The sequence below is a fragment of the Methylomonas rhizoryzae genome (genome assembly GCF_008632455.1).
In the GTDB taxonomy this organism is placed as follows: Bacteria; Pseudomonadota; Gammaproteobacteria; order Methylococcales; family Methylomonadaceae; genus Methylomonas; species Methylomonas rhizoryzae.
The window spans coordinates 3,792,674-3,815,644 of the sequence record NZ_CP043929.1; the positions used below are offsets into that span (position 1 = coordinate 3,792,674).

Annotated in this window: 20 protein-coding genes and 2 tRNA genes; 11 read left to right on the forward strand and 11 right to left on the reverse strand. The window is 53.2% G+C overall.

What is annotated here, in order from left to right; genetic code table 11:
• Nucleotides 1–57: 57 nt before the first annotated feature.
• Genes F1E05_RS16925 through F1E05_RS16935 form a run of 3 tightly spaced genes read right to left on the reverse strand, consistent with a single transcriptional unit; the run spans nt 58 to nt 2,769 of the window.
• Nucleotides 58–645: a phosphoheptose isomerase gene (locus tag F1E05_RS16925; RefSeq protein ID WP_150050530.1), complete on the reverse strand. Its 588-nt coding sequence runs from the start codon at nt 643–645 to the stop codon at nt 58–60.
• Nucleotides 646–649: 4 nt separating this feature from the next.
• Nucleotides 650–1,015, reverse strand: a complete 366-nt coding sequence (locus F1E05_RS16930) for a YraN family protein (protein WP_150052061.1) — start codon at nt 1,013–1,015, stop codon at nt 650–652.
• Nucleotides 1,015–2,769: a penicillin-binding protein activator gene (locus F1E05_RS16935; RefSeq protein ID WP_232056691.1), complete on the reverse strand. Its 1,755-nt coding sequence runs from the start codon at nt 2,767–2,769 to the stop codon at nt 1,015–1,017. The genes F1E05_RS16930 and F1E05_RS16935 overlap by 1 nt, the downstream gene beginning before the upstream one ends.
• A gap of 93 nt (nt 2,770–2,862) precedes the next feature.
• On the opposite strand from F1E05_RS16935, the gene rsmI reads away from it, so the two are divergent.
• Nucleotides 2,863–3,717 carry a 16S rRNA (cytidine(1402)-2'-O)-methyltransferase gene (rsmI, locus tag F1E05_RS16940; protein ID WP_150050534.1) on the forward strand — a complete coding sequence of 285 codons (855 nt, stop codon included), beginning with the start codon at nt 2,863–2,865 and terminating at the stop codon, nt 3,715–3,717.
• A 54-nt stretch (nt 3,718–3,771) separates the two neighbouring features.
• The gene (locus tag F1E05_RS16945) at nt 3,772–4,218 is read left to right on the forward strand and encodes a CBS domain-containing protein (RefSeq protein ID WP_150050536.1); all 447 of its coding nucleotides are present in this window, start codon (nt 3,772–3,774) and stop codon (nt 4,216–4,218) included.
• A gap of 282 nt (nt 4,219–4,500) precedes the next feature.
• Here F1E05_RS16945 and F1E05_RS16950 read toward each other — a convergent pair.
• Nucleotides 4,501–4,574 (reverse strand) — tRNA-Cys (locus F1E05_RS16950).
• Nucleotides 4,575–4,619: 45 nt separating this feature from the next.
• A tRNA-Gly gene (locus F1E05_RS16955) sits at nt 4,620–4,695 on the reverse strand.
• Between the two features lie 446 nt (nt 4,696–5,141).
• Between F1E05_RS16955 and F1E05_RS16960 the strand changes: the two genes are divergently transcribed.
• From F1E05_RS16960 to F1E05_RS16990, 7 genes are all read left to right on the forward strand, one after another.
• Nucleotides 5,142–5,540 carry a hypothetical protein gene (locus F1E05_RS16960; protein WP_150050538.1) on the forward strand — a complete coding sequence of 133 codons (399 nt, stop codon included), beginning with the start codon at nt 5,142–5,144 and terminating at the stop codon, nt 5,538–5,540.
• Nucleotides 5,541–5,785: 245 nt separating this feature from the next.
• Nucleotides 5,786–6,577: a UDP-2,3-diacylglucosamine diphosphatase gene (locus F1E05_RS16965; RefSeq protein ID WP_150050540.1), complete on the forward strand. Its 792-nt coding sequence runs from the start codon at nt 5,786–5,788 to the stop codon at nt 6,575–6,577.
• 130 nt (nt 6,578–6,707) lie between these two features.
• Nucleotides 6,708–7,250 carry a DNA-deoxyinosine glycosylase gene (locus F1E05_RS16970; protein ID WP_150050542.1) on the forward strand — a complete coding sequence of 181 codons (543 nt, stop codon included), beginning with the start codon at nt 6,708–6,710 and terminating at the stop codon, nt 7,248–7,250.
• Between the two features lie 121 nt (nt 7,251–7,371).
• On the forward strand, nt 7,372–8,103 hold the full coding sequence (gene mtgA, locus F1E05_RS16975) for a monofunctional biosynthetic peptidoglycan transglycosylase (RefSeq protein ID WP_150050544.1): 732 nt from the start codon (nt 7,372–7,374) through the stop codon (nt 8,101–8,103).
• Between the two features lie 283 nt (nt 8,104–8,386).
• Nucleotides 8,387–10,213, forward strand: coding sequence for a biosynthetic arginine decarboxylase (gene speA / locus F1E05_RS16980; RefSeq protein WP_150050546.1), 1,827 nt, complete (start codon nt 8,387–8,389; stop codon nt 10,211–10,213).
• The gene (locus tag F1E05_RS16985; RefSeq protein ID WP_269473512.1) at nt 10,200–11,123 is read left to right on the forward strand and encodes an NAD(P)-dependent oxidoreductase; all 924 of its coding nucleotides are present in this window, start codon (nt 10,200–10,202) and stop codon (nt 11,121–11,123) included. The genes speA and F1E05_RS16985 overlap by 14 nt, the downstream gene beginning before the upstream one ends.
• Before the next feature lie 19 nt (nt 11,124–11,142).
• Nucleotides 11,143–12,462 (forward strand): UDP-glucose dehydrogenase family protein, encoded by a 1,320-nt coding sequence (locus tag F1E05_RS16990; RefSeq protein WP_150050550.1) that lies wholly within the window; start codon nt 11,143–11,145, stop codon nt 12,460–12,462.
• Nucleotides 12,463–12,758: 296 nt separating this feature from the next.
• On the opposite strand, the gene F1E05_RS16995 is transcribed toward F1E05_RS16990, so the two are convergent.
• The 4 genes from F1E05_RS16995 to F1E05_RS17010 all read right to left on the reverse strand — a co-directional run bounded on the left by F1E05_RS16995 (nt 12,759) and on the right by F1E05_RS17010 (nt 19,915).
• Nucleotides 12,759–13,457: a hypothetical protein gene (locus F1E05_RS16995; RefSeq protein WP_150050552.1), complete on the reverse strand. Its 699-nt coding sequence runs from the start codon at nt 13,455–13,457 to the stop codon at nt 12,759–12,761.
• 161 nt (nt 13,458–13,618) lie between these two features.
• Nucleotides 13,619–15,139 (reverse strand): fumarate hydratase, encoded by a 1,521-nt coding sequence (locus tag F1E05_RS17000; protein ID WP_150050554.1) that lies wholly within the window; start codon nt 15,137–15,139, stop codon nt 13,619–13,621.
• Nucleotides 15,140–15,176: 37 nt separating this feature from the next.
• Entirely contained in the window at nt 15,177–17,909 is a 2,733-nt protein-coding gene (locus F1E05_RS17005; RefSeq protein ID WP_150050555.1) for a calcium-binding protein, read from the reverse strand.
• A gap of 371 nt (nt 17,910–18,280) precedes the next feature.
• Nucleotides 18,281–19,915: an alpha-D-glucose phosphate-specific phosphoglucomutase gene (locus tag F1E05_RS17010; protein ID WP_150050557.1), complete on the reverse strand. Its 1,635-nt coding sequence runs from the start codon at nt 19,913–19,915 to the stop codon at nt 18,281–18,283.
• Between the two features lie 70 nt (nt 19,916–19,985).
• Between F1E05_RS17010 and F1E05_RS17015 the strand changes: the two genes are divergently transcribed.
• Entirely contained in the window at nt 19,986–20,537 is a 552-nt protein-coding gene (locus tag F1E05_RS17015; protein WP_150050559.1) for a L,D-transpeptidase family protein, read from the forward strand.
• Between the two features lie 83 nt (nt 20,538–20,620).
• On the forward strand, nt 20,621–20,899 hold the full coding sequence (locus tag F1E05_RS17020; RefSeq protein ID WP_150050561.1) for an Lpp/OprI family alanine-zipper lipoprotein: 279 nt from the start codon (nt 20,621–20,623) through the stop codon (nt 20,897–20,899).
• A 184-nt stretch (nt 20,900–21,083) separates the two neighbouring features.
• Here F1E05_RS17020 and F1E05_RS17025 read toward each other — a convergent pair whose 3' ends face one another.
• Complete coding sequence (locus F1E05_RS17025; protein ID WP_150050563.1) at nt 21,084–22,034, reverse strand: L,D-transpeptidase family protein; 951 nt, start codon at nt 22,032–22,034, stop codon at nt 21,084–21,086.
• Nucleotides 22,034–22,942: a recombination-associated protein RdgC gene (rdgC, locus tag F1E05_RS17030; protein WP_150050565.1), complete on the reverse strand. Its 909-nt coding sequence runs from the start codon at nt 22,940–22,942 to the stop codon at nt 22,034–22,036. Before rdgC ends, F1E05_RS17025 begins: the two co-directional genes overlap by 1 nt.
• Nucleotides 22,943–22,971 lie beyond the last annotated feature (29 nt).

Genomic DNA, 22,971 nt, shown 5'->3' on the forward strand with positions numbered 1-22,971 from the left:
TAACTATGTCATATCACGCAGTTTCTCGCTCCAGCCGCGGCAATTGCCGCAATGCGTTTAGCCGCCGAACAATTGGTGATCTATCAAATCGCACAAACAATGCGAAATCAATAAATGCACTTCTTGAATTCGGGCGGTAGAACCGGACGGCACCCGAATTTCGATATCCGCTTCGTTCAGCAAGCCGGCCAAAGCGCCGCCGTCCTTGCCGCTCAGCGCAATCACCGTCATATCGCGCTCGTGCGCCGCTTTAACGGCTTTCAAAATATTGCCGGAATTGCCGCTGGTGGTATAGGCCAACAAAATGTCGCCGGCTTGACCCAAGGCCCGCAATTGCTTGGCGAAAATGTCGTCGTAATGGTAATCGTTGGCGATCGAGGTGATGGTCGAGGTATCGGTACTCAAGGCTATCGCCGGCAATCCCGGCCGCTCGCGCTCGAAACGATTCAACATTTCCGAGGAAAAATGCTGGGCATCGCCGGCGGAGCCGCCGTTGCCGCAAGTCAGCACTTTTTTATCGTTGACCAAGGCTTCGACGATTTTTTGCGAGGCGAATTCGATCAACTCGCACAAACTCGCCATCGCATCTTGCTTGGTTTGGATACTGTCGGAAAAATGATTGATGATGCGATCTTGTAGACTCATAGATTCAGGTTTGAAATGCGTTTTTAATCCACTGGATGCGGCCGTCACCGGATATCGCCACGACATCGAAGCGTATGGCGGCCTGATCCAGGCGGTTGATTATGACATAGTGCTGGGTAGCCGCGACGATGCGGGCCTGTTTTTGTCGGGTCACGCTGGCCAAGGCGCCGCCGAAATCGTCGGATTGGCGAAACCGGACCTCCACCACTACCAAGGCCGAGCCGTCGCGCATCACCAAATCCAGCTCGCCGAATTTGCAACGAAAATTGCTGCATTCCAAACGCAGCCCATGACGGGTTAGATAGTGCTCCGCTTGCCGCTCGGCCTGCTCGCCCTTGCCCAGATGCGCGGCTTTGGAACGGCCGAACATCAATCCGCGTACCCGTTGGGCACCGGCACGCCGCCGGTGAATTGCGCGCACACCAAGGTGCGAGTAACCCGGTTTTCGGCATTCAACCCCAGTTTTCCGGTTGCCCCGGCATAGGGCTGTACCGCCAATTGCGGCAAAAGGTTTAACAGATAATATGCATCCACTCCTAACGCGGCCAATCGGTCCAGACCGTCCGGCAGACCTTGCAAATGACTTTGCAAGCTAGCGCGGCTCACCGGGCCTTGATAATAGTTATCGAACAGCCAAGGGATGTCGCAAAAATCGAAAGCCCCCAATTCGGCGTCTTTGCCCGGGTCCGGCCTGCCACTGTAAATAGTGGGCATTGCATACACCGTAAAACCGCCGGCTTGACGGTATTTGAGCTGCACCGCCAATTCGCGGGCCGCGTCGGCGTTGGCGCTCAATAACAGCGCCTCGACGCCTTGCGGCGCTCCGGGATGGTTTACCGTCTCCAGCAAACGCTCCAATACCGCGCCTATATCGTGTAGGCGCGGATCGTAACTCTGCATGCCGGCGACCGTGCCGCCTTGCGCTTGCCAAGCCGCGGTCAGGTAATTGCCGACACGCTGGCCCTGACCGGTATTCGGCACCAGAATCAGCACCCGCTGCTTTCCGTCGCGGCGGGCCTTGCGCGCTACGGCTTGCGCTTCGTCTATCGGACTCAAGCCGAATTGATACAAATTGTCGTGCTGCAAATTATCGACATGATTCAAGGCCAACACCGGAACGCTAAGCTCCGCATTAGCGGCCAGGGTTTCGATTTGCTCTTTGACTAACGGCCCCACCACGTGCTTGGCGCCGTCCGTCACCGCTTGCCGATAGAGCTGCACCACGTCCTCTTGTCCACTGTCGTAAAACTTTAACGGCACTGCGGTGGCACCGCCGACAATTTCGGCCCGGTAAGCCGCCAGCATGCCTTCTTTAATCGCTTTGCCGGCCGGCGCGTAAGGCCCCGAGGTCGGCAACAATACCGCAATGGCCGGAATGGCGACCGGCGCAAGCGGTTCATGGCCGCTGGCGGAATCGGCCGGCGTTACCGTCGGCGGGCTAGTCAGATACGCTTGCAAGAATTCGGCGTTAGCCGCATGGCCCGGATAATCCGCGCGCCACTGATTAATCGCCGCAGCACTATCCGTGCCGGTTTGCCGACTTAACTTTAAAATTTTGGCCAGCGCCATCCAGCCCTGCAATTCGGCCGACAATTCCGACGCAACGGCCGCCTCGTCGTCCGGCAAGCTAGCCAGGGTTTCGACGATAGCGCGCACGTTATCCTGCTGCTGTTTAGGCTCGCGCAACAAATTGCCCAACCGAATGCGGCTGCTGACCGCTTGCAGCACGTTGCCGGTCAATGAATAGCCGAAAGCCAGCGACCGGTAGTAGGAAATCCTATCGGCCTCCTCCAGCAAAAGCGGCCTTACCGTTTTCAAGCGATACAGGGCTTGCTCCGCGTCGCCCATGCTCAAATCGATTTGCGCCGCCAACACGGTGTATTTGCCGCGCTGTTCAGGGGACAATTCGGCTTGGCGCAATAAATCCAGCTGTTTTTGCGCCGCGTCGATGTCGCCTGCTTGCAGCAAGGCGTCGGCGTTCAGCAGCCGTTCGAACGCCTGTCCGTCCGCCAAACCGTAACTTTTAACCGGAGCATCCGGCTGCGACAGCCTTGGTGCGGCAGGCTTGGCTTTAAGCTCGAACTGCGCGCGGTTATCCGCCGGCCCGGTCGAACAGGCCGTCACGGCCAATCCGGCGAAAATCCACCATCGGCCGAATCGGCGAGGCATAATGCTGGGCTTACGACAAACACGCATGGCGACGGGAGCAAAAATTCGATGAGCGGGAAATTATACGTGGTTGCCACGCCGATAGGGAATTTGGCCGATTTCAGCCTGAGAGCCGTAGAAACCTTGAAACAGGTGGACTTGATCGCCGCCGAGGATACCCGCCACGCCAAACAACTCCTGCAACATTACGGGATCAACAAACCGTTGCAGTCTCTGCACCAGCATAACGAGGCGCAGATTTCCCAGGGCCTGGTCGATAAAATGCTGGCCGGTCTGACGATTGGCTTGGTTTCCGACGCCGGCACGCCGTTGATCAGCGACCCCGGCCTGCCGTTGGTGCAACAAGCCCATAAAGCCGGCATCAGTGTATCGCCGTTACCCGGCGCATGCGCATTAATCGCCGCGCTGTCGGCCTCGGGCATGCCGGTAAGCCGATTCAGCTTCGAAGGTTTTTTGCCGCGCACCGCCTCGGCCAGACAACAATTCTTCAGCGACAAATTGCGCGACGCCTCTACCTGGGCCTTTTACGAATCCTGCCACCGCATCCAAGCCTGTTTGGAAGACATGGCGGCGATTTTTCCTGCCGAACACGAAATAGCCCTGGCCCGTGAAATCACCAAGTTGCACGAAACTCTGATCAAAGCACCGCTAGCCGAAGTGTTGCGCCAAGTGCAGCAAGACGACAACATGCGTAAAGGCGAATTCGTGGTCATCGTCGCCGGCAACTCGATAGACGCGGACCGGGATGATTCGAGCGCCGAAGCCTTGCGCATCCTGAAGCTGTTGCTCAAGGAATGCTCGATCAAAACCGCAGTGGCACTGGCGACGGAAATTACCGGACAGCGCAAAAAAATGCTGTATCAGACCGCTCTGGCGCTGCAGGCCGGACAAGACCTTCCTTGAGATAAGCGCTTAAATTACCTATGCTTAGCGCCTAGCTTATCGCAGGAGAAAGACATGCGCGTCGCGGACGTAATGACCAGTAAAGTGTTTACCGTAGACCCTAACGATTTGATAGACAGGGTATTCTTTTTGATCCATTACGAAAAAATTCGTCATTTGCCGGTTCTGGAAAAAGGCAAATTGATCGGCATCGTTTCGGATAGAGACCTCTACAAAGCCCTGGGTCCCAAAAGCAATTCCAACGTGGTGCAGACTAATAAGGACAACAGCCAACTGCACGTGGTGTCGCAAAAAGTCGCGCACATCATGCACCGAGGCGTTTATACGGTAACGCCCGCCACCCGGCTGTCCGAAGCCGCGCACCTAATGGCGGAAAACCGCATCGGTTCGTTGCCGGTAGTGGAAGGCGAAAAACTGATAGGCATCGTTACCACCACCGATATTTTGCGCATTTTCGCTAAAACCGAACGGGAGCGGGAAGCGAGAGAACAACAAACCTAAACTTTGCGTCATCCGGAATCACTAAAGCCGTCAGCCCGATCAGGCTAGGACCAAGTAGAAAACAAACCTTTTTCCTCGAATGGCTTGAGGCCTTGCCGTTTTTGGCTTTGTCGCTTTTATGGGCATTCCTGCAGGCAATGTCGGATAGGGCCATGGAGTTACCCCCCAGTTACCACTGGATTTCAATGTATCCCGTTGAACGCTATTGAACAATAAAAAACCCGCTAAGCCTTACAGCTTGCGGGTTTCAGGTACTTCGTTGAACTGTGTTGAATCCACTAATGGAGGCTGCGACCGGAATCGAACCGGTGTAGACGGCTTTGCAGGCCGGTGCATAACCACTTTGCTACGCAGCCGTTATCCAAACAAAAAAGCCGCGAGTTCACGCGGCTTTACAAATCTGGAGCGGGAAACGAGACTCGAACTCGCGACCCCAACCTTGGCAAGGTTGTGCTCTACCAACTGAGCTATTCCCGCTTGGAATTTTTGTCATTATACGTGATATTTTTTGCCTGTCAACTCCCATTTGTGACCGCTCTCCGGAGGCAATCGCGCACAAATGCGGTGAAAACAAATTCAAGTTAAGGTATCGACTTTATCTTTTTGATATTCAAAGAGTACCTTATCACGGACCTCTATTCTCCAGCATTTTACCACCCTCGCCGGTCCTCGCGTCGACCTCCTGCCCTCTGTAAAAACATCTGCCGCAAAATAAAGTCGGCATCAAGGCAAAACACAGGCGAACCTAAAGAAACACTGACCTTCGGCCAAGCTCCCCTTCCGCATTCAAATGGGATTGAACCGGTCAGGAAAAGATTACCGGCGCGGATAAAAAATGAACAAACGTCAGATTCGCATGCTGGCAAAACGTCGAACACCTATAATGAATGACTGATAAATATTACAAACGATAGAGGGAAGCAATGTTCAAACGTCAATTCGGCTTCGTTATACCCTTGCTGCTATGCAGTTCCGCTTGGGCACAATCGACAGGACATATCGGCCATGGCGGCGGTAGCGGCGACCAAGCTTGCATTAAAGCCAAAGTCAGCCGGCAAACGCCGGAAAACATGACTCAAGTCTCTCCCGGTTCGGAGTTTTCGTTTTTCGCCTCCGGCAGCAATGGTCCTAACCACATTCATGTGCAGATCAAGAATCAAACCATCCCGCTCAGCGTTGAAGACAAGGAAACGTTTTATTTGGTGAAAGGCAAACTGCCGGAAGACATCAAAAACACCGTTGTGCGAATTTCTGTTTCACTCAAAGCCAAATTCAGCAAATGCGACGCGGAAAGCGGCTGGTTGTTAAAAGTGGGCGAATAACTTTGACGCGCTGCCGATTGCGGCGGCGCTTCCATCGTTGCGGCATCGACAGCGGCAAGGTCGTTACGCTCCCTCCCCTCGCCGTTTTTCAAGCTTAGATCGGCGATGCCACCGCACAAAAAAAGCAGCAACCTCGACCGAACTCGCGAGAATAGGCTTGTCATATTTCTGTCATCGCGCTCCCCTAGAATTTCAGACGAAGGTCGGGCCGGCCGCTTGGCCTTATACCCTTTCGCCTGGAAATTATGAATAAATTACAGTACCGCACTATTTGGATTTCCGATCTGCATATCGGCTCCACCCAATGTCAAGCCGATACTCTGCTGGACTTTCTGAAGCACAACGACAGCCACAAGTTGTATTTGGTCGGCGACATTATCGACTTTTGGGCCTTGTCCAAAAAAATGTACTGGCCTGGAAGCCACAACACCGTCATCCAGAAAATCCTGCGCAAAGCCCGGCATGGCACCCAAGTGATCTACATACCGGGCAATCACGACGAAAACGTGCGCGATTACACCGATTACGTGTTCGGCGACATTTTGATTAAACAATCGGATATTCACACTACCGCCCAAGGCCGGCGCTTTTTGGTGGTGCACGGCGACGAATACGACACTATCGCCCAACACCATCGCTGGATGGCGAAATTGGGCAGCATAGGCTACGACTGGCTGATTCAAATCAATCGCTTCGTGCGCTCGTTCAGGCGGATTTTCGGCGTGCAATCGCACTTTTCGCTGGCGGCCTATATCAAATTCAAGGTCAAAAATGTCGTGCAATTCATGTCGGACTACGAAGAGAGCATCGTCAAGACCTTGAAAAAAGAAGGCGTAGACGGCGTAATCTGCGGGCATATTCACCACGCGGAAATCAAACAAATCGAAGGCTTTATGTACGTTAATACCGGCGATTTCGTGGAAAGCTGCACCGCGATCGTCGAACACCACGACGGCCGGCTGGAGCTGATCAAATGGCATCCTTTGTCGCTAGCGGAGCATAACGACCGGGAAGATACCCTGATAGAAGTTGGCTGAAACCCGCCATTCCAAAAAGCCGCAATATCTCAGGTTGGCGTAGCGAAAATCGCTCTTTCCCATTGCCTGGAAATCCGTTTTAATCCCCGCTCATTTGCCTGCGCCGATTCGCCTTTGCGCCCTTGCCTTCATGTCCACTGTTTTCAGTTTTCCGCCTATCGCCGCCCCTGACGCCCGAGTGCTGATTTTGGGCAGCATGCCGGGCCTGGCCTCCTTACAAGCCGGCCAATATTACGCCCATCCACGCAACCAGTTTTGGGCCATACTCGCCGCCTTATTAGACCGCGAGTCGTGGCAGGATTATGCCGAAAAGCGACTGGCACTGTTAGACGCGCACATCGCCTTGTGGGACGTGCTGCAATCCTGCCGGCGTCCCGGCAGTTTGGATGCCGACATCGCCAAACCCAGCATGGTCGTGAACGATTTTGCCGGCTTTTTAACCGAACACCCGCAAATACGGCACGTCTTTTTTAACGGTGCCACGGCGGAGCAAACCTTTCGCCGCGCCGTGTTACCGGCTTTATCATTGACAGAGTTGTGCTTGCAGCGCCTGCCCTCCACCAGTCCGGCCCACGCGGCATTGAATTTTCAGCAGAAACTCCAACAATGGCAAACGGTAACCGCCGCCTTGCAAATACCGGGCGATACGAGTGCGGCTCGAAATCGGCCTTAATCAAAATGCCGTTCGTTGCCGGCTTCAGCTACGGTAAACTATCGGCCAACCAAGACCGAACTGCGTTTATCCGATACGAACCAAAGTCTCCCGTGTTTAACGCTTGTCAATTTCTCGCTTAATGTCCAGATATCGCCGTTCCCGATACCGCAGTCTTGCGACAGCTCCTCGCAACACCTGGGTTAAGGCGCTACGGCGCGGTCTGGCTTACGGTCTGCTCGGTTTTACGCTCAGTTCGGCCGCCGCTGTCGGCATACTCGCTGCCGTACCGCCGCCGACCACGGCTTTTATGCTGCAACGCCATGTAGACGATTGGCTGCAAAACAGCCGTTTTCGCCCTATCGAGCAGCAGTGGTGCGCCAGCCGGCAGATTTCCCGGCACGCGTTCGCCGCAGTCATCGCATCGGAGGATCAAAAGTTTTACCGGCATTCCGGTTTCGATACCGACGCAATCCGCCAGGCCTATCAGGTGTATCAACGTGGCGGCAAGCTACGCGGCGCCAGCACCATCAGCCAACAAGTGGCGAAAAACTTGTTTTTGACCCCGGCCCGCAATGCCGCACGCAAAGCGTTGGAAGTGTGGTTTACCGTGCTGATAGAAACGATTTGGAGCAAGGCCAGAATTTTGGAAGTGTATTTGAATGTCGCCGAATTCGGCGACCACTTATTCGGCATAGAAGCGGCCAGTCGCGCCTATTTCGGCATTCCCGCCCGCCAGTTGTCCCGCAGCCAGGCGGCCCTGCTAGCCGCCACCCTACCTAATCCGCTAAAACTGCGTGCGGACAATCCCAGCCGCTATCTACTGCATAGGCGCGATTGGATACTCAGACAGATGACGCTGGCTAACTCCTAGTCGGAAAAATCTACGCGGCAGGCTATCGGGACAAGCGTCGCCCCCACCCCACGCTAATGTTAACGACGGGGATGGCGAGATACCTTCAAGACCGTCAGGATGCCTTTGCTGTCATAGTTGGGAATTAACATAAGCTTAGGGAACGGGGCATTCGGCAGCGACAGCACCTATTCAACCCCGGAGCCTAGCGTTTTTAAAGGTAATGCAGCTAATTCGGCTACTGATGCGTTGCGTTTTATTTTAGAATTTCCGGGATTTAGAAGACATTACTAGGGGCGTATGCGTGCAAACAGAATCATGGTCGATTGAAGAATCCAAACAACTTTACGCCGTCGATCAATGGGGTGGTGGGTATTTCTCTATCAACCGGCAAGGCCACGTTTGCGTTAAGCCGCGTTTGGCAACGGAACAAACCATCGATTTATTCGAAGTCGCCCAAGCGTTGCGCGGGCGCGGCTTGAATTTTCCGGTGCTGGTACGCTTTACCGACATCTTGCGCGACCGGATAGTGCAGTTGCAGCAAGCTTTCGACCTAGCGCGCGACAAATACCGCTACAACGGCAATTACACCCCGGTCTACCCGATTAAAGTCAACCAACAAGGCAACGTGGTGCAAAGCATCGTGTCGGCCGATAACATAGGCCTGGAAGCCGGCAGCAAACCGGAATTGTTGGCAATACTGGGCCTGATCAAACCGGGCGGCACCATCGTCTGCAACGGCTATAAAGACCGGCTTTATATCCGGATGGCCTTGATGGGGCAATTGATGGGTTTGTCGGTCTTCATCGTCATCGAGAAACCCTCGGAGCTGGGGCTGATCGTCGAAGAAGCCGCCAAGTTGCAGGTTCGGCCTTTGATCGGGATGCGGGTTAGGCTTTCCACCATTAGCGCCGGCAAATGGCAAAACAGCGGCGGCGAGAAATCCAAATTCGGCTTGCATGCCAGCGAAGTCTTGCAGCTGATAGAACAACTGGGGCAAATGAACCTGCTAGATTGCCTGCAATTGATGCACTTTCACATGGGGTCGCAAATCGCCAATATTCACGACATCAAATTGGCGTTGAAAGAAGCCGGTCAATTTTACGTGCAGTTACGCAGCCTGGGCGCAAACATCAATACGGTCGACGCCGGCGGCGGTCTGGGCGTGGATTACGACGGCAGCGGTTCGCGGCGCGAGTGCTCGATGAACTACAGCATGGCCGAATACGCCGACAACATCGTGCATGCGTTTGCCGAAATCAGCCGCCAACACCATCTACCCGAACCGCACATCATTACCGAGTCCGGCCGGGCGATTACCGCCCACCATGCAGTGCTGATCACCAATGTTACCGAAGTGGAAAGTTTGCAAAGCGATACGGAACAGCACAGCTTTAACGCAACCAACCTCGCCGAGGCCTACCACAACGCCCAATTCGATATTGCCCAAGCCCGCGCGCAATTCGTACAAGGCGATTTATCGTTATCGCAACTGGCCGAAGCCGAAAAACACTACGTAAGCTTATGCCGGCAGATACAAGGCCGCCTAAATACGGAAAACCATCAACACCGCGAGATTCTGCAAGAATTGGACGAAAAACTGGCGGATAAGGTATTCTGCAATTTCTCGTTGTTTCAATCCATGCCGGACATTTGGGGCATAGAGCAAATTTTCCCCATCCTGCCGATTCAGCGCTTGCAGCAACGTCCGTCGCGCCGCACCGTACTGCAGGATTTGACGTGCGACTCGGACGGCCGCATCGATCAATACGTAGATCGGCACAACGTCAGCCACACCCTGCCCTTGCACGCAATCGACGACGAACAGGACTATTTGATCGGTTTTTTCATGTTGGGCGCTTATCAGGAAATATTGGGCGACATGCACAATTTGTTCGGCGACACCCATTCGATCAATATCGAACTGGCAGACAACGGCTATCGCTTCGGCGACTTTATGGCCGGGGAAGACGTTAGCGAGCTGCTCGATTACGTGCACATCGACACCGAAGCACTCAAATCGGCTTACCGACAGCGTTTAGCGAGTTCGAAACTCCCTCAAGCGCAGCAACAACTATTCGAACAAGAGCTTTTAGCCGGATTGAACGCCTATACTTATTTGGAAAAATAAGCAGGCGCACACGGGTTTCAGTGCAAACCGACCTTTTAGCAACGGAGAATACATGAAAGTAGGCTTCATCGGCCTAGGCGCCATGGGCCAAGGCATGGCAAAAAACTTGGCCAAAGGCGGCTATTTACAAGCGGTATATAACCGCACCTGTTCCAAAGCGCACGAACTGGCTACCGAATTGACGGTTACGGCTTACGACTCGGTGCAAAGTCTGGCCGAACAAAGCGACGTGATTTTCATCTGCGTATCGGCCGATAACGATGTGATGGATGTAATCGACGCCATCGCCGCCACCATCAAGCCGGGTAGCGTGGTAATCGATACCTCCACTGTCGGCAGTAATACCGCGGTTCGAGCAGCTGCCGCTCTGGCCGGCAAACAAGCGCATTTTTTAGACGCCCCGGTATCGGGCGGCGTCGAAGGCGCCAACAAAGGCAGCTTGGCGATGATGATAGGCGGCGACCCCGCTGTGCTGGCGCGGGTACGTCCTATACTCGAATGCATGACCGCTAGAATCGAACACTTAGGGCCGACCGGCTCCGGGCAAGCGTGCAAGGCCGTCAACCAAGTCATGTGCGCCGGCATCAATCAAGCGGTTACCGAAGCCTTGAGCTTCGCCCAAGCGCAAGGCCTGGACCTGGATAAAGTGATAGACGTGGTCTGCGGCGGTGCGGCCGGCAATTGGTTTTTGCAACATCGCGGCAAAACCATGACCCAAGGCCTGTTCAAGCCCGGCTTCAAGCTGGCTTTGCATCACAAGGATTTGTTGATCTGCCGGGAGATAGCCGCACAAACCGGAACAGCCATTCCTCTGACCGAACGGACCGTATCGGAATACGCACAGCTGATGCAACAAGGCTACGGCGACGAAGACATTTCCGCCTTATATCGAATAAAACGCAAACCCTGAACATAAACGAGGATAAAACATGAGAATCACAGTTTTCGGTAGCGGTTACGTAGGTCTGGTGACCGGCGCCTGCCTGGCCGATGTCGGCAATCAAGTCATGTGCATGGATGTCGATCAAAACAAGATAGACAAACTGAAACAAGGCATTATTCCAATCTACGAACCCGGCTTGGAAGAGATGATCAAGGACAATATGGCCGCCGACCGCTTGCATTTTACGACCGACGTAAAAGAAGCCGTCGATTTCGGCTTGTTCCAATTCATCGCAGTAGGAACCCCTCCGGACGAAGACGGTTCCGCTGACTTGCGCTATGTATTGGCCGTTGCCCGTAGCGTCGCCGAAAACATGCAGGACTACAAAATCGTGGTCGACAAATCCACCGTGCCGGTCGGTACCGCCGACAAGGTCAGGCAAACCATGCTGGACGTCTTGGCGGAACGTGGCGAAAGCGTGGAATTCGACGTGGTATCCAACCCGGAATTTTTAAAGGAAGGCTCGGCACTGGACGATTTTATGAAGCCTGACCGCATCGTCATCGGCACAGACAACCCGCGCACCGCAGAGCTGTTAAAAGCCTTGTACGCGCCGTTCAACCGCAGCAGGGAACGAGTCATCAACATGGACATCCGTTCCGCCGAATTGACCAAATATGCAGCCAACGCAATGCTGGCGACCAAAATCAGCTTTATGAACGAGCTCGCCAACCTGGCAGAACGTTTAGGCGCCGACATCGAGAGCGTGCGCCACGGCATAGGCTCCGACAGCCGCATCGGCTATAGCTTCATCTATCCTGGCTGCGGCTACGGCGGCTCGTGTTTTCCTAAAGACGTCAAAGCCTTGGAACGCACCGCTAAAGAAATGGGTTATCACGCCGAATTGCTGAACGCGGTCGAAAACGTCAACGACCGGCAAAAACACCGTTTGTTCGAAAAAATCAGCGCCCGCTATCCCGAAGGGATTAAAGGTAAAACATTTGCACTTTGGGGCTTGGCCTTCAAACCTAATACCGACGACATGCGCGAAGCACCTAGCCGGGTTTTGCTGGAAGCTTTAATCGCCGCCGGTGCCTCGGTCAAGGCCTACGATCCGGAAGCGCTGCACGAGGCTAAGCGTATTTACGGCGACAACCCCGGATTGATTTATTGCGAAGCACAAATAGATACACTGAACGACGCCGACGCCTTAGTCATCGTGACCGAATGGAAACAATTCCGCAGCCCGGATTTCGACAAACTTGGCGGCCTGTTACGCGATAAAGTCATCTTCGACGGCCGTAACATGTACGAGCCCAAGATCCTGAAACATCACGGCTTGGAATACTTCTCGATAGGCCGTTAATCCTCAGTTCGGTTTTCGTGCCCGATCGAACTGATCTTGGCACGAAAACCCGCCATCACCCAAGCATCATCCTTCAGCGGCTTGCTTGTCGCCAAAGCCGATCCCGTTAAATTAACGAAAGCGCGCATCCGACGCCGGCCGCCCGGATAAAGGCAAGAACTGATGCGAAATTTAATTTTGCAGGCACAATCGGGTCGATTGCGGAAAATACGGCCGGCTGGACAAGCTGAAATCAATTACTCAACCGGCACAAAGTAGAAATTTAGATCGAAACAATAAACCAGCGCAGCTTTTTATTATGCTGAAATCCGAGCGGAATTGCGCGTTACCGCACCATACGTCAGTAAAGCCAATATCAACAAGGGTAAGATGCCCGGCTCGGGAACGTTACCGGTTCCGGTGACCGGAGCCAGATTGGCGAGAAACTCAATACCCAAAGGCAGTATCGAGCCGTCATCGAAAGGCACCAGAATTTCCAGTAAATAAGCAGTCGGGTCGCTAATCAGCGGAAAGAACCCGAATGCATCGATGCCGTTGGGATTCAACGCCGCTTGACTGAATAGGGTTACGCCACCCGCGACAGCCGGCAATTCGTAATAGAAACCGATGACGTTGCTTGCCGCCGAAAAGGTAGATGTCACATTCAAGCCGGTATCCAGCACGACGCCGTAATCCAACAGCACGATGGCCGCTTGCGGGTTTGAGAACGTATTGTGGGTATCCGGCCCCCAGAGCGCAATTCTGTTAGCTGCGATGGTAGGATCCGTATCGACGAAATAAAACCCGAACACAGACTGCGAGAAGAGCAAAGAGCCGATGTCTAAAGCCTCCATGCCTAAAAAGACATTCAACGATACCGGCTTAAACATTTCCGCCCCGCTGTCGTCATAAAATACGTTCGGATCGGGGTTGAAAAACGCTGCCTGCACGCTGCGCAAAGGCAGCATCAGCGCGACAACGAAGAAAAATAGTGATAAGAAAAAGCGTTGTTGCATGATGTTTCGCCTCTGCGCTGGCAGTATAAAATGGGTTTACCCGTTAAAAAGCACCGACTAAATCGTAGCTGAAATCTTGCCGGATCCTATTGCCCGCTGGTACAGATAAACTCGCACTATCGGCCTCATCAGGCCTTTGTTGATAGGATTTTCGAAGGAAACTATTCGATCGTGACGGGAATTTTGCCTATTTTCGTTTGCCATTCCCTTGGCGCTCTAGCGTGTATGGATACGCCGCGGCAATCGACGGCAACGGTGACCGGCATGTCTTCCACGACAAACTCGTGTATGGCTTCCATGCCCAAGTCGGCAAAAGCGACTACCCGCGCTTGCTTGATAGCCTTGGATACCAAATACGCCGCGCCGCCAACGGCGATCAAATAAACCGCCTTGTGCTTTTTAATCGCCGCCACGGCTTTGGATCCACGCTCGGCCTTACCTATCATCCCTAACAATCCGGTCTTCTCCAATACCTTTTCGGTGAATGCGTCCATCCTCGTCGCTGTCGTCGGTCCGGCCGGACCGACGACTTCGCCCGGAACCGGATCGACCGGGCCGACGTAATAAATGAATTTGTTGGCCAATTCCACGCCGGCCGGCAGACTCTGCCCGTTGTTCAACAATTCCACGATGCGTTTGTGCGCGGCATCGCGACCGGTCAACAAGGTTCCGCTCAATAACAAGGTCTCTCCGGGCTGCCAAGATTCCAGATCTTCTTTACGTAATCCATCCAAATTCACTCGCCGTGCGTTGGACACGGTTTGCACGATTTGCGGCCAATCGGCCAAATTTGGCGTCGTCAATTGCGCAGGCCCCGAACCGTCCAACACGAAGTGCGCGTGACGGGTCGCGGCACAATTCGGTATCACGGCAACCGGCTTGTTCGCGGCATGAGTAGGATAATCCAGAATTTTAACGTCCAGCACGGTGGTCAAGCCTCCCAAGCCTTGTGCACCTATGCCTAATGCGTTCACCTTGTCGTATAGTTCCAAGCGGAGCTGTTCCAGCGCATTTTGCGGCCCGCGCGCCAACAACTCTTGAATATCAATAGCCTGCATACAGGCCTGTTTGGCCAACAGCATAGCTTTTTCCGCCGTGCCGCCTATGCCGATTCCCAAAATCCCCGGCGGGCACCAACCGGCCCCCATGGTTGGTACCACACTCAACACCCAATCGACAATGCTGTCGGCCGGATTCAACATGGCAAACTTGGCTTTCGCCTCCGAGCCCCCGCCCTTGGCCGCTAATTCCACTTCCACCGTATTGCCCTTAACGACCTCCATATGCACTACGGCCGGCGTATTGTCTTTGGTATTGATGCGTTTTCCGGCGGGGTCGGCCAAGATTGACGCTCTTAACACGTTATCCGGCTGTAGATAAGCCCGGCGCACGCCTTCGTTGACCATGTCCGTTACGCTCAGCGTAGCCTCCCAGCGCACGTCCATGCCTATCTTTAAAAATACCGTCACGATACCGGTATCCTGGCAGATTGGCCGTTTGCCTTCCGCGCACATTCTGGAGTTAATCAAAATCTGTTCCATGGCGTCCTTGGCTGCAGGACTTTGTTCTTTTACATAAGCCTCGTTTAGCGCCTTGATAAAATCCGCCGGATGGTAATAGGAAATGAATTGCAAGGCATCGGCTATGCTGCTGATGAAGTCTTCTTGGAGAATCGGATTCATGGCAAATAGAGATTAAAGTTCGCGAGCGAAAACTCGCTCAAACCAAATCGAAAGAATCGGCGGTCAACGAGGCGGGAGTAAAACTACTACCGTCCAACACGCCCACTTTAGCGATTAGTACCGATTTGGAATTACTAATGGCGTCGTAATACAGTTTACCGGTTTTGGTATCGTAAACCAGAAACGAATCGCTATCGACGTCGGCGCGGGTGCGGCCATAGCCGCTGATAAAGTTAATGGTAACGCCGTCATCTACATTGGAATCCAATCCTTCGAAGGTGGACGAATCCAGCATAATGCTGTCCGAACTGGAAAAGTCGGTAATCAAATCCCAATTACTTTTGCTAGGTTCTTTATCGAAAAAGAATATATCCGAACCGTCGCCCCCGGTCAGCCTGTCCCGACCCAATCCGCCGATAATGATGTCGTCGCCGGCACCGCCGTCGATTTTGTTTGCTCCGTCGTTGCCTTCCAAACGGTTGTCGGCGCTGCTGCCGATCAACTTGAAACCTTGCCTACCGGTCAGTGTGACGTTTTCGATACTCTCCAGGCCTAAAATCGGGTTCTTCGCCGGATTGCTCAAATCGATGCTAGACGCCACCTGCAAGGTATCGATACCCGCCGTATCGTAAATGGTCAGTTTTTTGCCTATGGCAATATAGGTATCGTTGCCGGCGCCACCGGCCAAAATATCGCGGCCACCTTTGATATTGCCTCCTGTCAACGTATCGTTGTTTTCTGTCCCCTCTAAAGTTTTAACCTCTGTTGTTTCCGTATCTACCTCATTTACACCGGTAATCCCGCTTCCCCCGCCACCAATACTGCCTACCAACGTTTTCACGCGATCGGTGAACTCCAATTTCTCCACGCCGATGACAGTATATTCGCCGTCCACGCTGGTCACGGTATAAACGCCGTCGGCGCCGGTAACGGTATAGTCTTTTAACGCTCGACTGAGCTTGATCACGTCGCTACCCTCTCCGCCGACAAATACATCGTTACCCAAACCGGCGATGAAAATATCGTTACCGTCTCCACCGATCAAGGTATCGTCACCGTTACCGCCGTCCAGCGTGTCGTTCCCGGCACCGCCGCGTAGCGTGTCGTCGCCGTCGCCACCTGTCAGAGTATCGTTACCGGCCGCACCATCGATTTCCACACCGTCGCTGCCGCTAATCGCAATCACGTCGTCGGCCACCGTACCGGCGAAAGATTGACCGACCGCGTTGCCGTCGGCGTCGTAACGTTGCATGACGATTTCGGTCAATTTGTCGCCGTCCTGAAACACCCCTTGCTGATTACCGTCTTGATACTGCGCTTCCCAGGATACGACGAAGCCGCCGTCGCTCAAACCTATCACGGTGGGTTGTTGCTGCGAATCGTGAGTGGTGGTATTGACTTGGAATTCCGAGCCGACTTTGTTGCCGCCGGCGTCGAAGCGTTGGCCGTACACGCCCCAGTAACTTTCGTCCTGCAGCATGGATTGCCAGACAACCACGAAACCGCCGTCGCTTAACGCGGCGACTGCGGGTTGGGATTGTTCGTAGGTAGTGTAGGAATTAACTTTAATTTCGGCAGTAGTCGCAAAACCGCTTGCATCGTACAGCCTTGCGTAAATACTACCGTCATGCACATCCAATGGATTGTCTTTGACAGGGTACGGATCACCCGGCGCCTGCCATACCACGACAATCGAACCTCCTGAAAGTTGAGTTGCTGTCGGTAGTTTCTCCTTGCTCGCAAGCTCGTTATGCCGAGGATCACCAACATCCGATTCAGTCGTTTCTGCAGTTGAGTTAATAGTATCTACGTAACTATTTTCCGTGCCGGAAATTGGGTCATCATCTTTATCCAGAAAATTGTAAAGAAATTGCTGAAATTGATCATCGGAATCGTACAACTTAGCGAAGATTAACATCTGCTCGGTATCGACTCTGGTCGCTTCATAACCCACTATATAACTGCCGTCCTGCAAAGCCGTTACAAACGGATCCCCGCCACCGGAATCACTAACTTTCGTCTCCCATCCTAAAGCGTTGCCTTTTTTGTCGAAATGCTGGCTAAACACGCCCGCTTGATTGGGATCTTCACCCATGGAGTTTCCGTTGTGTAACGAATCACCCTGATTTGCTGAAGTCCAAGCCACCACAAAACTGTCGTCTTCCAGGACGGCAATCGCCGGCTGGGTTTGATTGTCGGTTAAGGTATCGTTAGCGTGGAAAATTTCCGAAGTGGCCTTACCGTCAGCATCGAACAATTGCACGTTTATTCCGGTTCCGTCAGCATCGTCGCCGGTCCAGGCCAGCACCATACTGCCATTGGAAAACAGAGCGGGTACCACGTCGGAAGCGCCTTCCAAAATTCGGGTTTCGGCGCCGTCCGGATTTCCGTCGTTGTCGAATTTGCGAAAATAATAGCCGTCGCTGCCTTGCCAAAAATTGATAAAACCGCCCAGCGGATTAACTAATAAGGTGGTACCGGTCTGGGCGTCATCGGTTTCGACATTTGCCAACACTTCCTGCGATAGGGAAATCTGTTTGTCATCCCCCAAAAACCGGATTTTTTCGACGCCCACCAGCGTATCCGTGCCTTCGTCGCCATTGGCCGTATTGTTGTCCTTAACGGTCAACACCCCGCCGCTATAACTGAAGGTATATTCGGTGGAACTGCCGTTCAAAACCACAACATCCTTGCCAGCTCCACCCTCAAAACTATCGTTGCCGTTAGTGCCGGTTAAAATATCGTTACCGCTCGTACCAATAGTTGCCATGTCGTTTTGCCTCTTAAATCTTTAATGCGAAAAATAGCCGGTCGTCGCTAATATATTGTTTCATCAATAAAATCGACAATCCTAACCCAGGAAATTGCGCTTATAAGCCGGGCTTTAAATTCCGGCGCACGCCTTTGTCGGTCACATCAAACGCTAGTAACCGACTCAGCTTCGGCGCTGCCGGGGCAAACTATAGCCTATCTCAGCCGCTTAGCCTGCCGTTAGGCTCGGTAAGTGCGGGCTGCGGCACATACCGAAACCGAAAAGACCACAAAAAAGGCGTTGTCCGCCGGCGGACAACGCCTTGATGTTGGGATTAAACGCAAAATCGCCGCTTTAAACGATCGGCCTTCGGCCTAGGGCTTTGCGGATTAAGTAATGACCGTAGGCTCAGTCATGCCCGTGCGTTGTTTGACTTGGCACAGTTGCTCGGCGATGTCCACCAACTCGGCCAACGCCTCTTGGGCATTTTGATCCAACCTGGCTATGTCGCGCTCGTAACGCTCCAAGTAAATGCGTAAAGTAGCACCTACGGTGCCGGTGCCGGACAAGCGAAACACGATGCGCGAGCCGTTTTCGAAACCGATGCGTATGCCCTGGTTACGGCTGACGCTTTGGTCCACGGGATCGGTGTAACAAAATTCGTCGGCGTACTTAACCGTATATTCGCCCCAGGTGCGGCCGGGCAATTCGGCCAACTGTGCGCGTAGATGTTCGACGATGCCGTCGGCGATTTCAGAATCCACGGCTTCGTAATCGTGGCGGCAGTAAATATCCCGCCCGTATTTTTGCCAATGTTCATGCACGATGTCGGCGACCGGTTGACGTTTGCGGGCAATCAGGTTCAGCCAAAACAACACGGCCCATAGCCCGTCTTTCTCCCGAACGTGGTTGGAGCCGGAACCGAAACTCTCTTCGCCACATAAGGTGATTTTGTCCGCATCCAGCAAATTGCCGAAAAACTTCCAACCGGTCGGCGTTTCGTAGCAAGGCAAACCCAACGCGTCAGCCACTCTATCGACCGCCTGACTGGTGGGCATGGAGCGGGCCACGCCGCTAATCCCTTTGGCATAAGCCGGTACCAATCCGGCATTGGCAGCCATAATGGCCAAACTGTCGCTAGGCGTGACGAAACAATGCGCCCCCATGATCATATTGCGGTCGCCGTCGCCGTCCGATGCCGCGCCGAATACGGGCGGACGCTCGCCGAACATAATCTCCGCCAGTTCGTGGGCATGCACCAGGTTAGGGTCGGGATGGCCGCCGCCGAAATCCTCCAGCGGAACGGCGTTAATCACCGAGCCGGGCGCGGCGCCCAATACCTCTTCCAATATCTGTTTGGCGTATGGGCCTGTGATCGCGTGCATCGCATCGAAACGCAGGGTTATCAAACCGGCCGCTATGCTTTGCTTGATCAACTCGAAATCGAAGATTTGCGCCATCAACTCGGCATAATCGCTTACCGGATCGATGATGCGTATGCGTAATGCGCCGATGCGAAACTCGCCCAACGTATCAAGGTCGACATCCGTCATGTCGGCAATTCGGTAACTATCGATAGTCTTGGTGTTGTGATAAAAGGCGTCGGTGTATTTCTCCGGTGCCGGTCCGCCGTTGCCAACGTTGTATTTGATGCCGAAGTCTTCGTCCGGACCGCCCGGATTGTGGCTTGCTGACAACACAATGCCGCCGAATGCCTGATATTTGCGGATGACATTCGATGCGGCCGGGGTAGACAGCAAACCGCCTCGGCCTATGATCAGCTCGCCGAAACCGGCTGCCGCGGCCATTTTAATAATGATTTGAATCGCCTGCCGGTTGTAGTAACGCCCGTCACCGCCCAATACTAGAATTTTTCCCTGAAAATCATCTAAACTATTGAAAATAGACTGGACAAAGTTTTCCAGATAGCCTGGTGTCCGAAAAACTTTCACTTTCTTCCGTAAACCCGAGGTACCGGGTTTTTGGTCATCGTAGGGCGTGGTGTTATGGGTTATTATTTGCATGTTTTACCCTGTAGTGCTGCAAGTAGAGTTCCTTAAATTACACTAAAATACTGATTATTTGTAGGTCGTTATGAGACGAAAATCGATGCTAACCGCTTTACTGCTTAGCCTTGCTTCCACTCAATCCAGCAACGCCGATCCGGACGTATGGCTGCTGATCGACACGCAAACTCGCAACTTGGAAATCAAAAAAGGCGAAGATACTTTAGAAACCCTGGAACACGTGGTAATAGGCCGTAAAGGTGCCGGCCTTAAAGAACAGCGCGGCGACGATGTCACCCCGTTAGGAAATTTTCGTATCGGCTGGATAAACGACAAAAGCTCGTTTCGCAAATTCTTCGGCTTGACCTATCCTAACCCTGAGCACGCCGAACACGCATTGAGCAATGGCCGCATAGACCCGGCCACTTACGATGCAATCCGCCAAGCCTATGACAGAGGAAACATTCCGCCGCAAAACACGCCGCTCGGCGGGCAAATTGGAATTCACGGCTTAGGCAGCGGCAGCCTGAGCGTTCATGAGGTGTTTGACTGGACTCACGGCTGTATCGCTTTGACCAACGATCAGATTGACAAACTGAGTCAATATGTGGAAAAAGGCACGCCAGTTACCGTGAAATAATGTTGGTAAATTCCAAACAAATGTTGGAAAATTACCACCGTATGTTCTTTTTTGTTTTTTAAACCACAATCAAGGGGAAAACCATGATGAAAGCTGTAAAACTGACTGCACTTGCTGCTGTTGCTGTTTTGGCCACCGGTTGCGCAACCAACGGCGACATCGAAAACTTGCAAGCTCAAATCGATACTCTGAAACCGCAAGTTGCTGCTGCTTCTGCTGACGCTGCGTCTGCCAAAGCTGCCGCTGCCGAAGCTGCTGCCAAAGCTGCCGCTGCCGAAGCTGCTGCTAACCGCGCTGCTCAATACGCTCAAGACACCAACAGCAAATTGGACCGTATGTTCAAAAAATCACAACACAAATAAGCAACACCGTTGTTGTAAAAAAGCCCGTGAACCGCAAGGTCACGGGCTTTTTGCTTTTAGGCGCGCCGTTATTTAGTTTAGGCAAGCCCGGCACCAACAGTTTTCACCCTTGCCAACCGATTTCCCTTCTAAAAATCGGCCCGGGAGCGGCGAAATGCCTCTCTCGGGCGAACTTTGAAAAAAGTCAATGCGCCGCCGGAATAGACGCCTGCTGCGCAGCCGCAGGCCGTTCGTAAATCGCTATCGGAATTCCCGACGGTTTACTCAAAGCCGACTTCAACACCGCTCCCTTGATAACCGGCATTTGGCCGTTGTTGGCTTGTTGCAATAAATTCAAAGCCGTTTCCACCCGCTGCTCGAAACTGGTCGGCATTTCTTCCATTTCCGGATAAACCTGAATATAGAGGGTATCGTGGTACCAACCGACTTTGATCGGCTGATTGACCAAATTTACCGTGGTACCGACTTTTACCGCCGGGAAAAACTGCTCGATGTCGGCAGGATACATGCGCATACATCCGTGGCTGACGCGCATGCCTATGCCGTTAACCTTATTCGTGCTATGAATTAAATAACCCGGAATCCCTAAACGGAAAGCGTATAGGCCCAAGGGATTATCCGGACCGGGCGGATAGTAGGGATCCAGCACGTCGCCGTCCGCCAAATGCTCGGCGATAATGGAGGGCGGCGGCGTCCAAGACGGATTTTCCGTTTTGCCGGCAATTTGCGTATGCCCCAATGGCGTTTTCCAATCCACCCGACCTATACCTACCGCATAGGTGACTACGTGGCTGGCATCCGGAAAATAGTAAATCCGCATTTCCGGCAAATTCACCACTATCCCCTGCCGCGGCGCGTTAGGCAATATAAAACTGCTCGGAATCCGCACCGGCGTTCCTGTCCCCGGCAACCAGCGGTCGACCGTCGGGTTCGCCAACACGATTTCATCCTGCCCTAAATTATGCGCTACCGCTATATCGATCAAGGTATCTTCGTACCTTGCATTAACGTATTTGGCATTGTAAGGCGGACTGCCGATAATACTGTCACCGGGTCTATCCGGCGCCGGCAAGGTCAATGCGTTTGCCCGAACGCAACAAAGCGCGATTAGCAGAGCAAATCCAAAACGTTTCATTAAGGCTTATCCTCGGCAGAAAATAATTCAAGTAGACGCGGAATGAATCGGCCCAGTTCCGCGCTCATAATGGAAAAGTCGGCATCAAAACGTTCGGCGTCGTCGAAAGCCTCGATCTCATCGCTTTGCTCTTGAATCAAATCTAAAAACTTTAAACGCTTAACGGCCAAACTCTCGTCCAATACGAACGACAGTCTATCATCCCAACTTAACGCCAACTTAATCGTCTGCTTGCCGCTGTCGAGGTGATTTTTGATTTCCGGCAAACTCAGATCGTGGCGCTTACAACGGATAATACCGCCTTCCTCTTCCGGCGAACGCAGTTCGCATTCGTCTTCTATTTGCAGATCGGCCGGCGTCGCTTGAGTCGTCAGCCACACCGTCATCATGCCCGACGGCTTTAGGCCGGCCCCAATCGGTACTACCGGCAAAGAACCTAGGCATTTGCGCATGTTGCTCAGCAAGTCCTCGGCTTTTTTGGCCGACGCCGCGTCCACAATCAGCCAGCCGCCGCGACTGTCGATATACGCATAGGTTTTTTTGGAAAACGAAAACGCTCGGGGCAGCAGGTCGAAAATCAGTTCGTCTTTTAAGCGGCTGCGCTCCTTAGCCGGCAGCTTGCGCGCCTCCCTCTCTTCGATTTCATCGATGCGCTCCGCCAACATCTCGTTGATCACCGTGGCGGGTACGACCTTTTCCTCTTTTTTGGCGCAAACCATCATACAGCCGTTCGCGGCATGCACCAACGCCTCCGCCGATTTACCGAGAGGCGAAGTCCAGCCGAAACTGTATTGATCATGGCCGCCGCACGGCTTAAACGGCTGTTGCGCCAGTTTTTGTTGCAACTCGTCGGGAGTGAGAGAAAACGGCTCGGTAAACCGGTAAACCGCCAGATTTTTAAACCACATGAAATGACTCGTCAAAAAGGACGGGATTA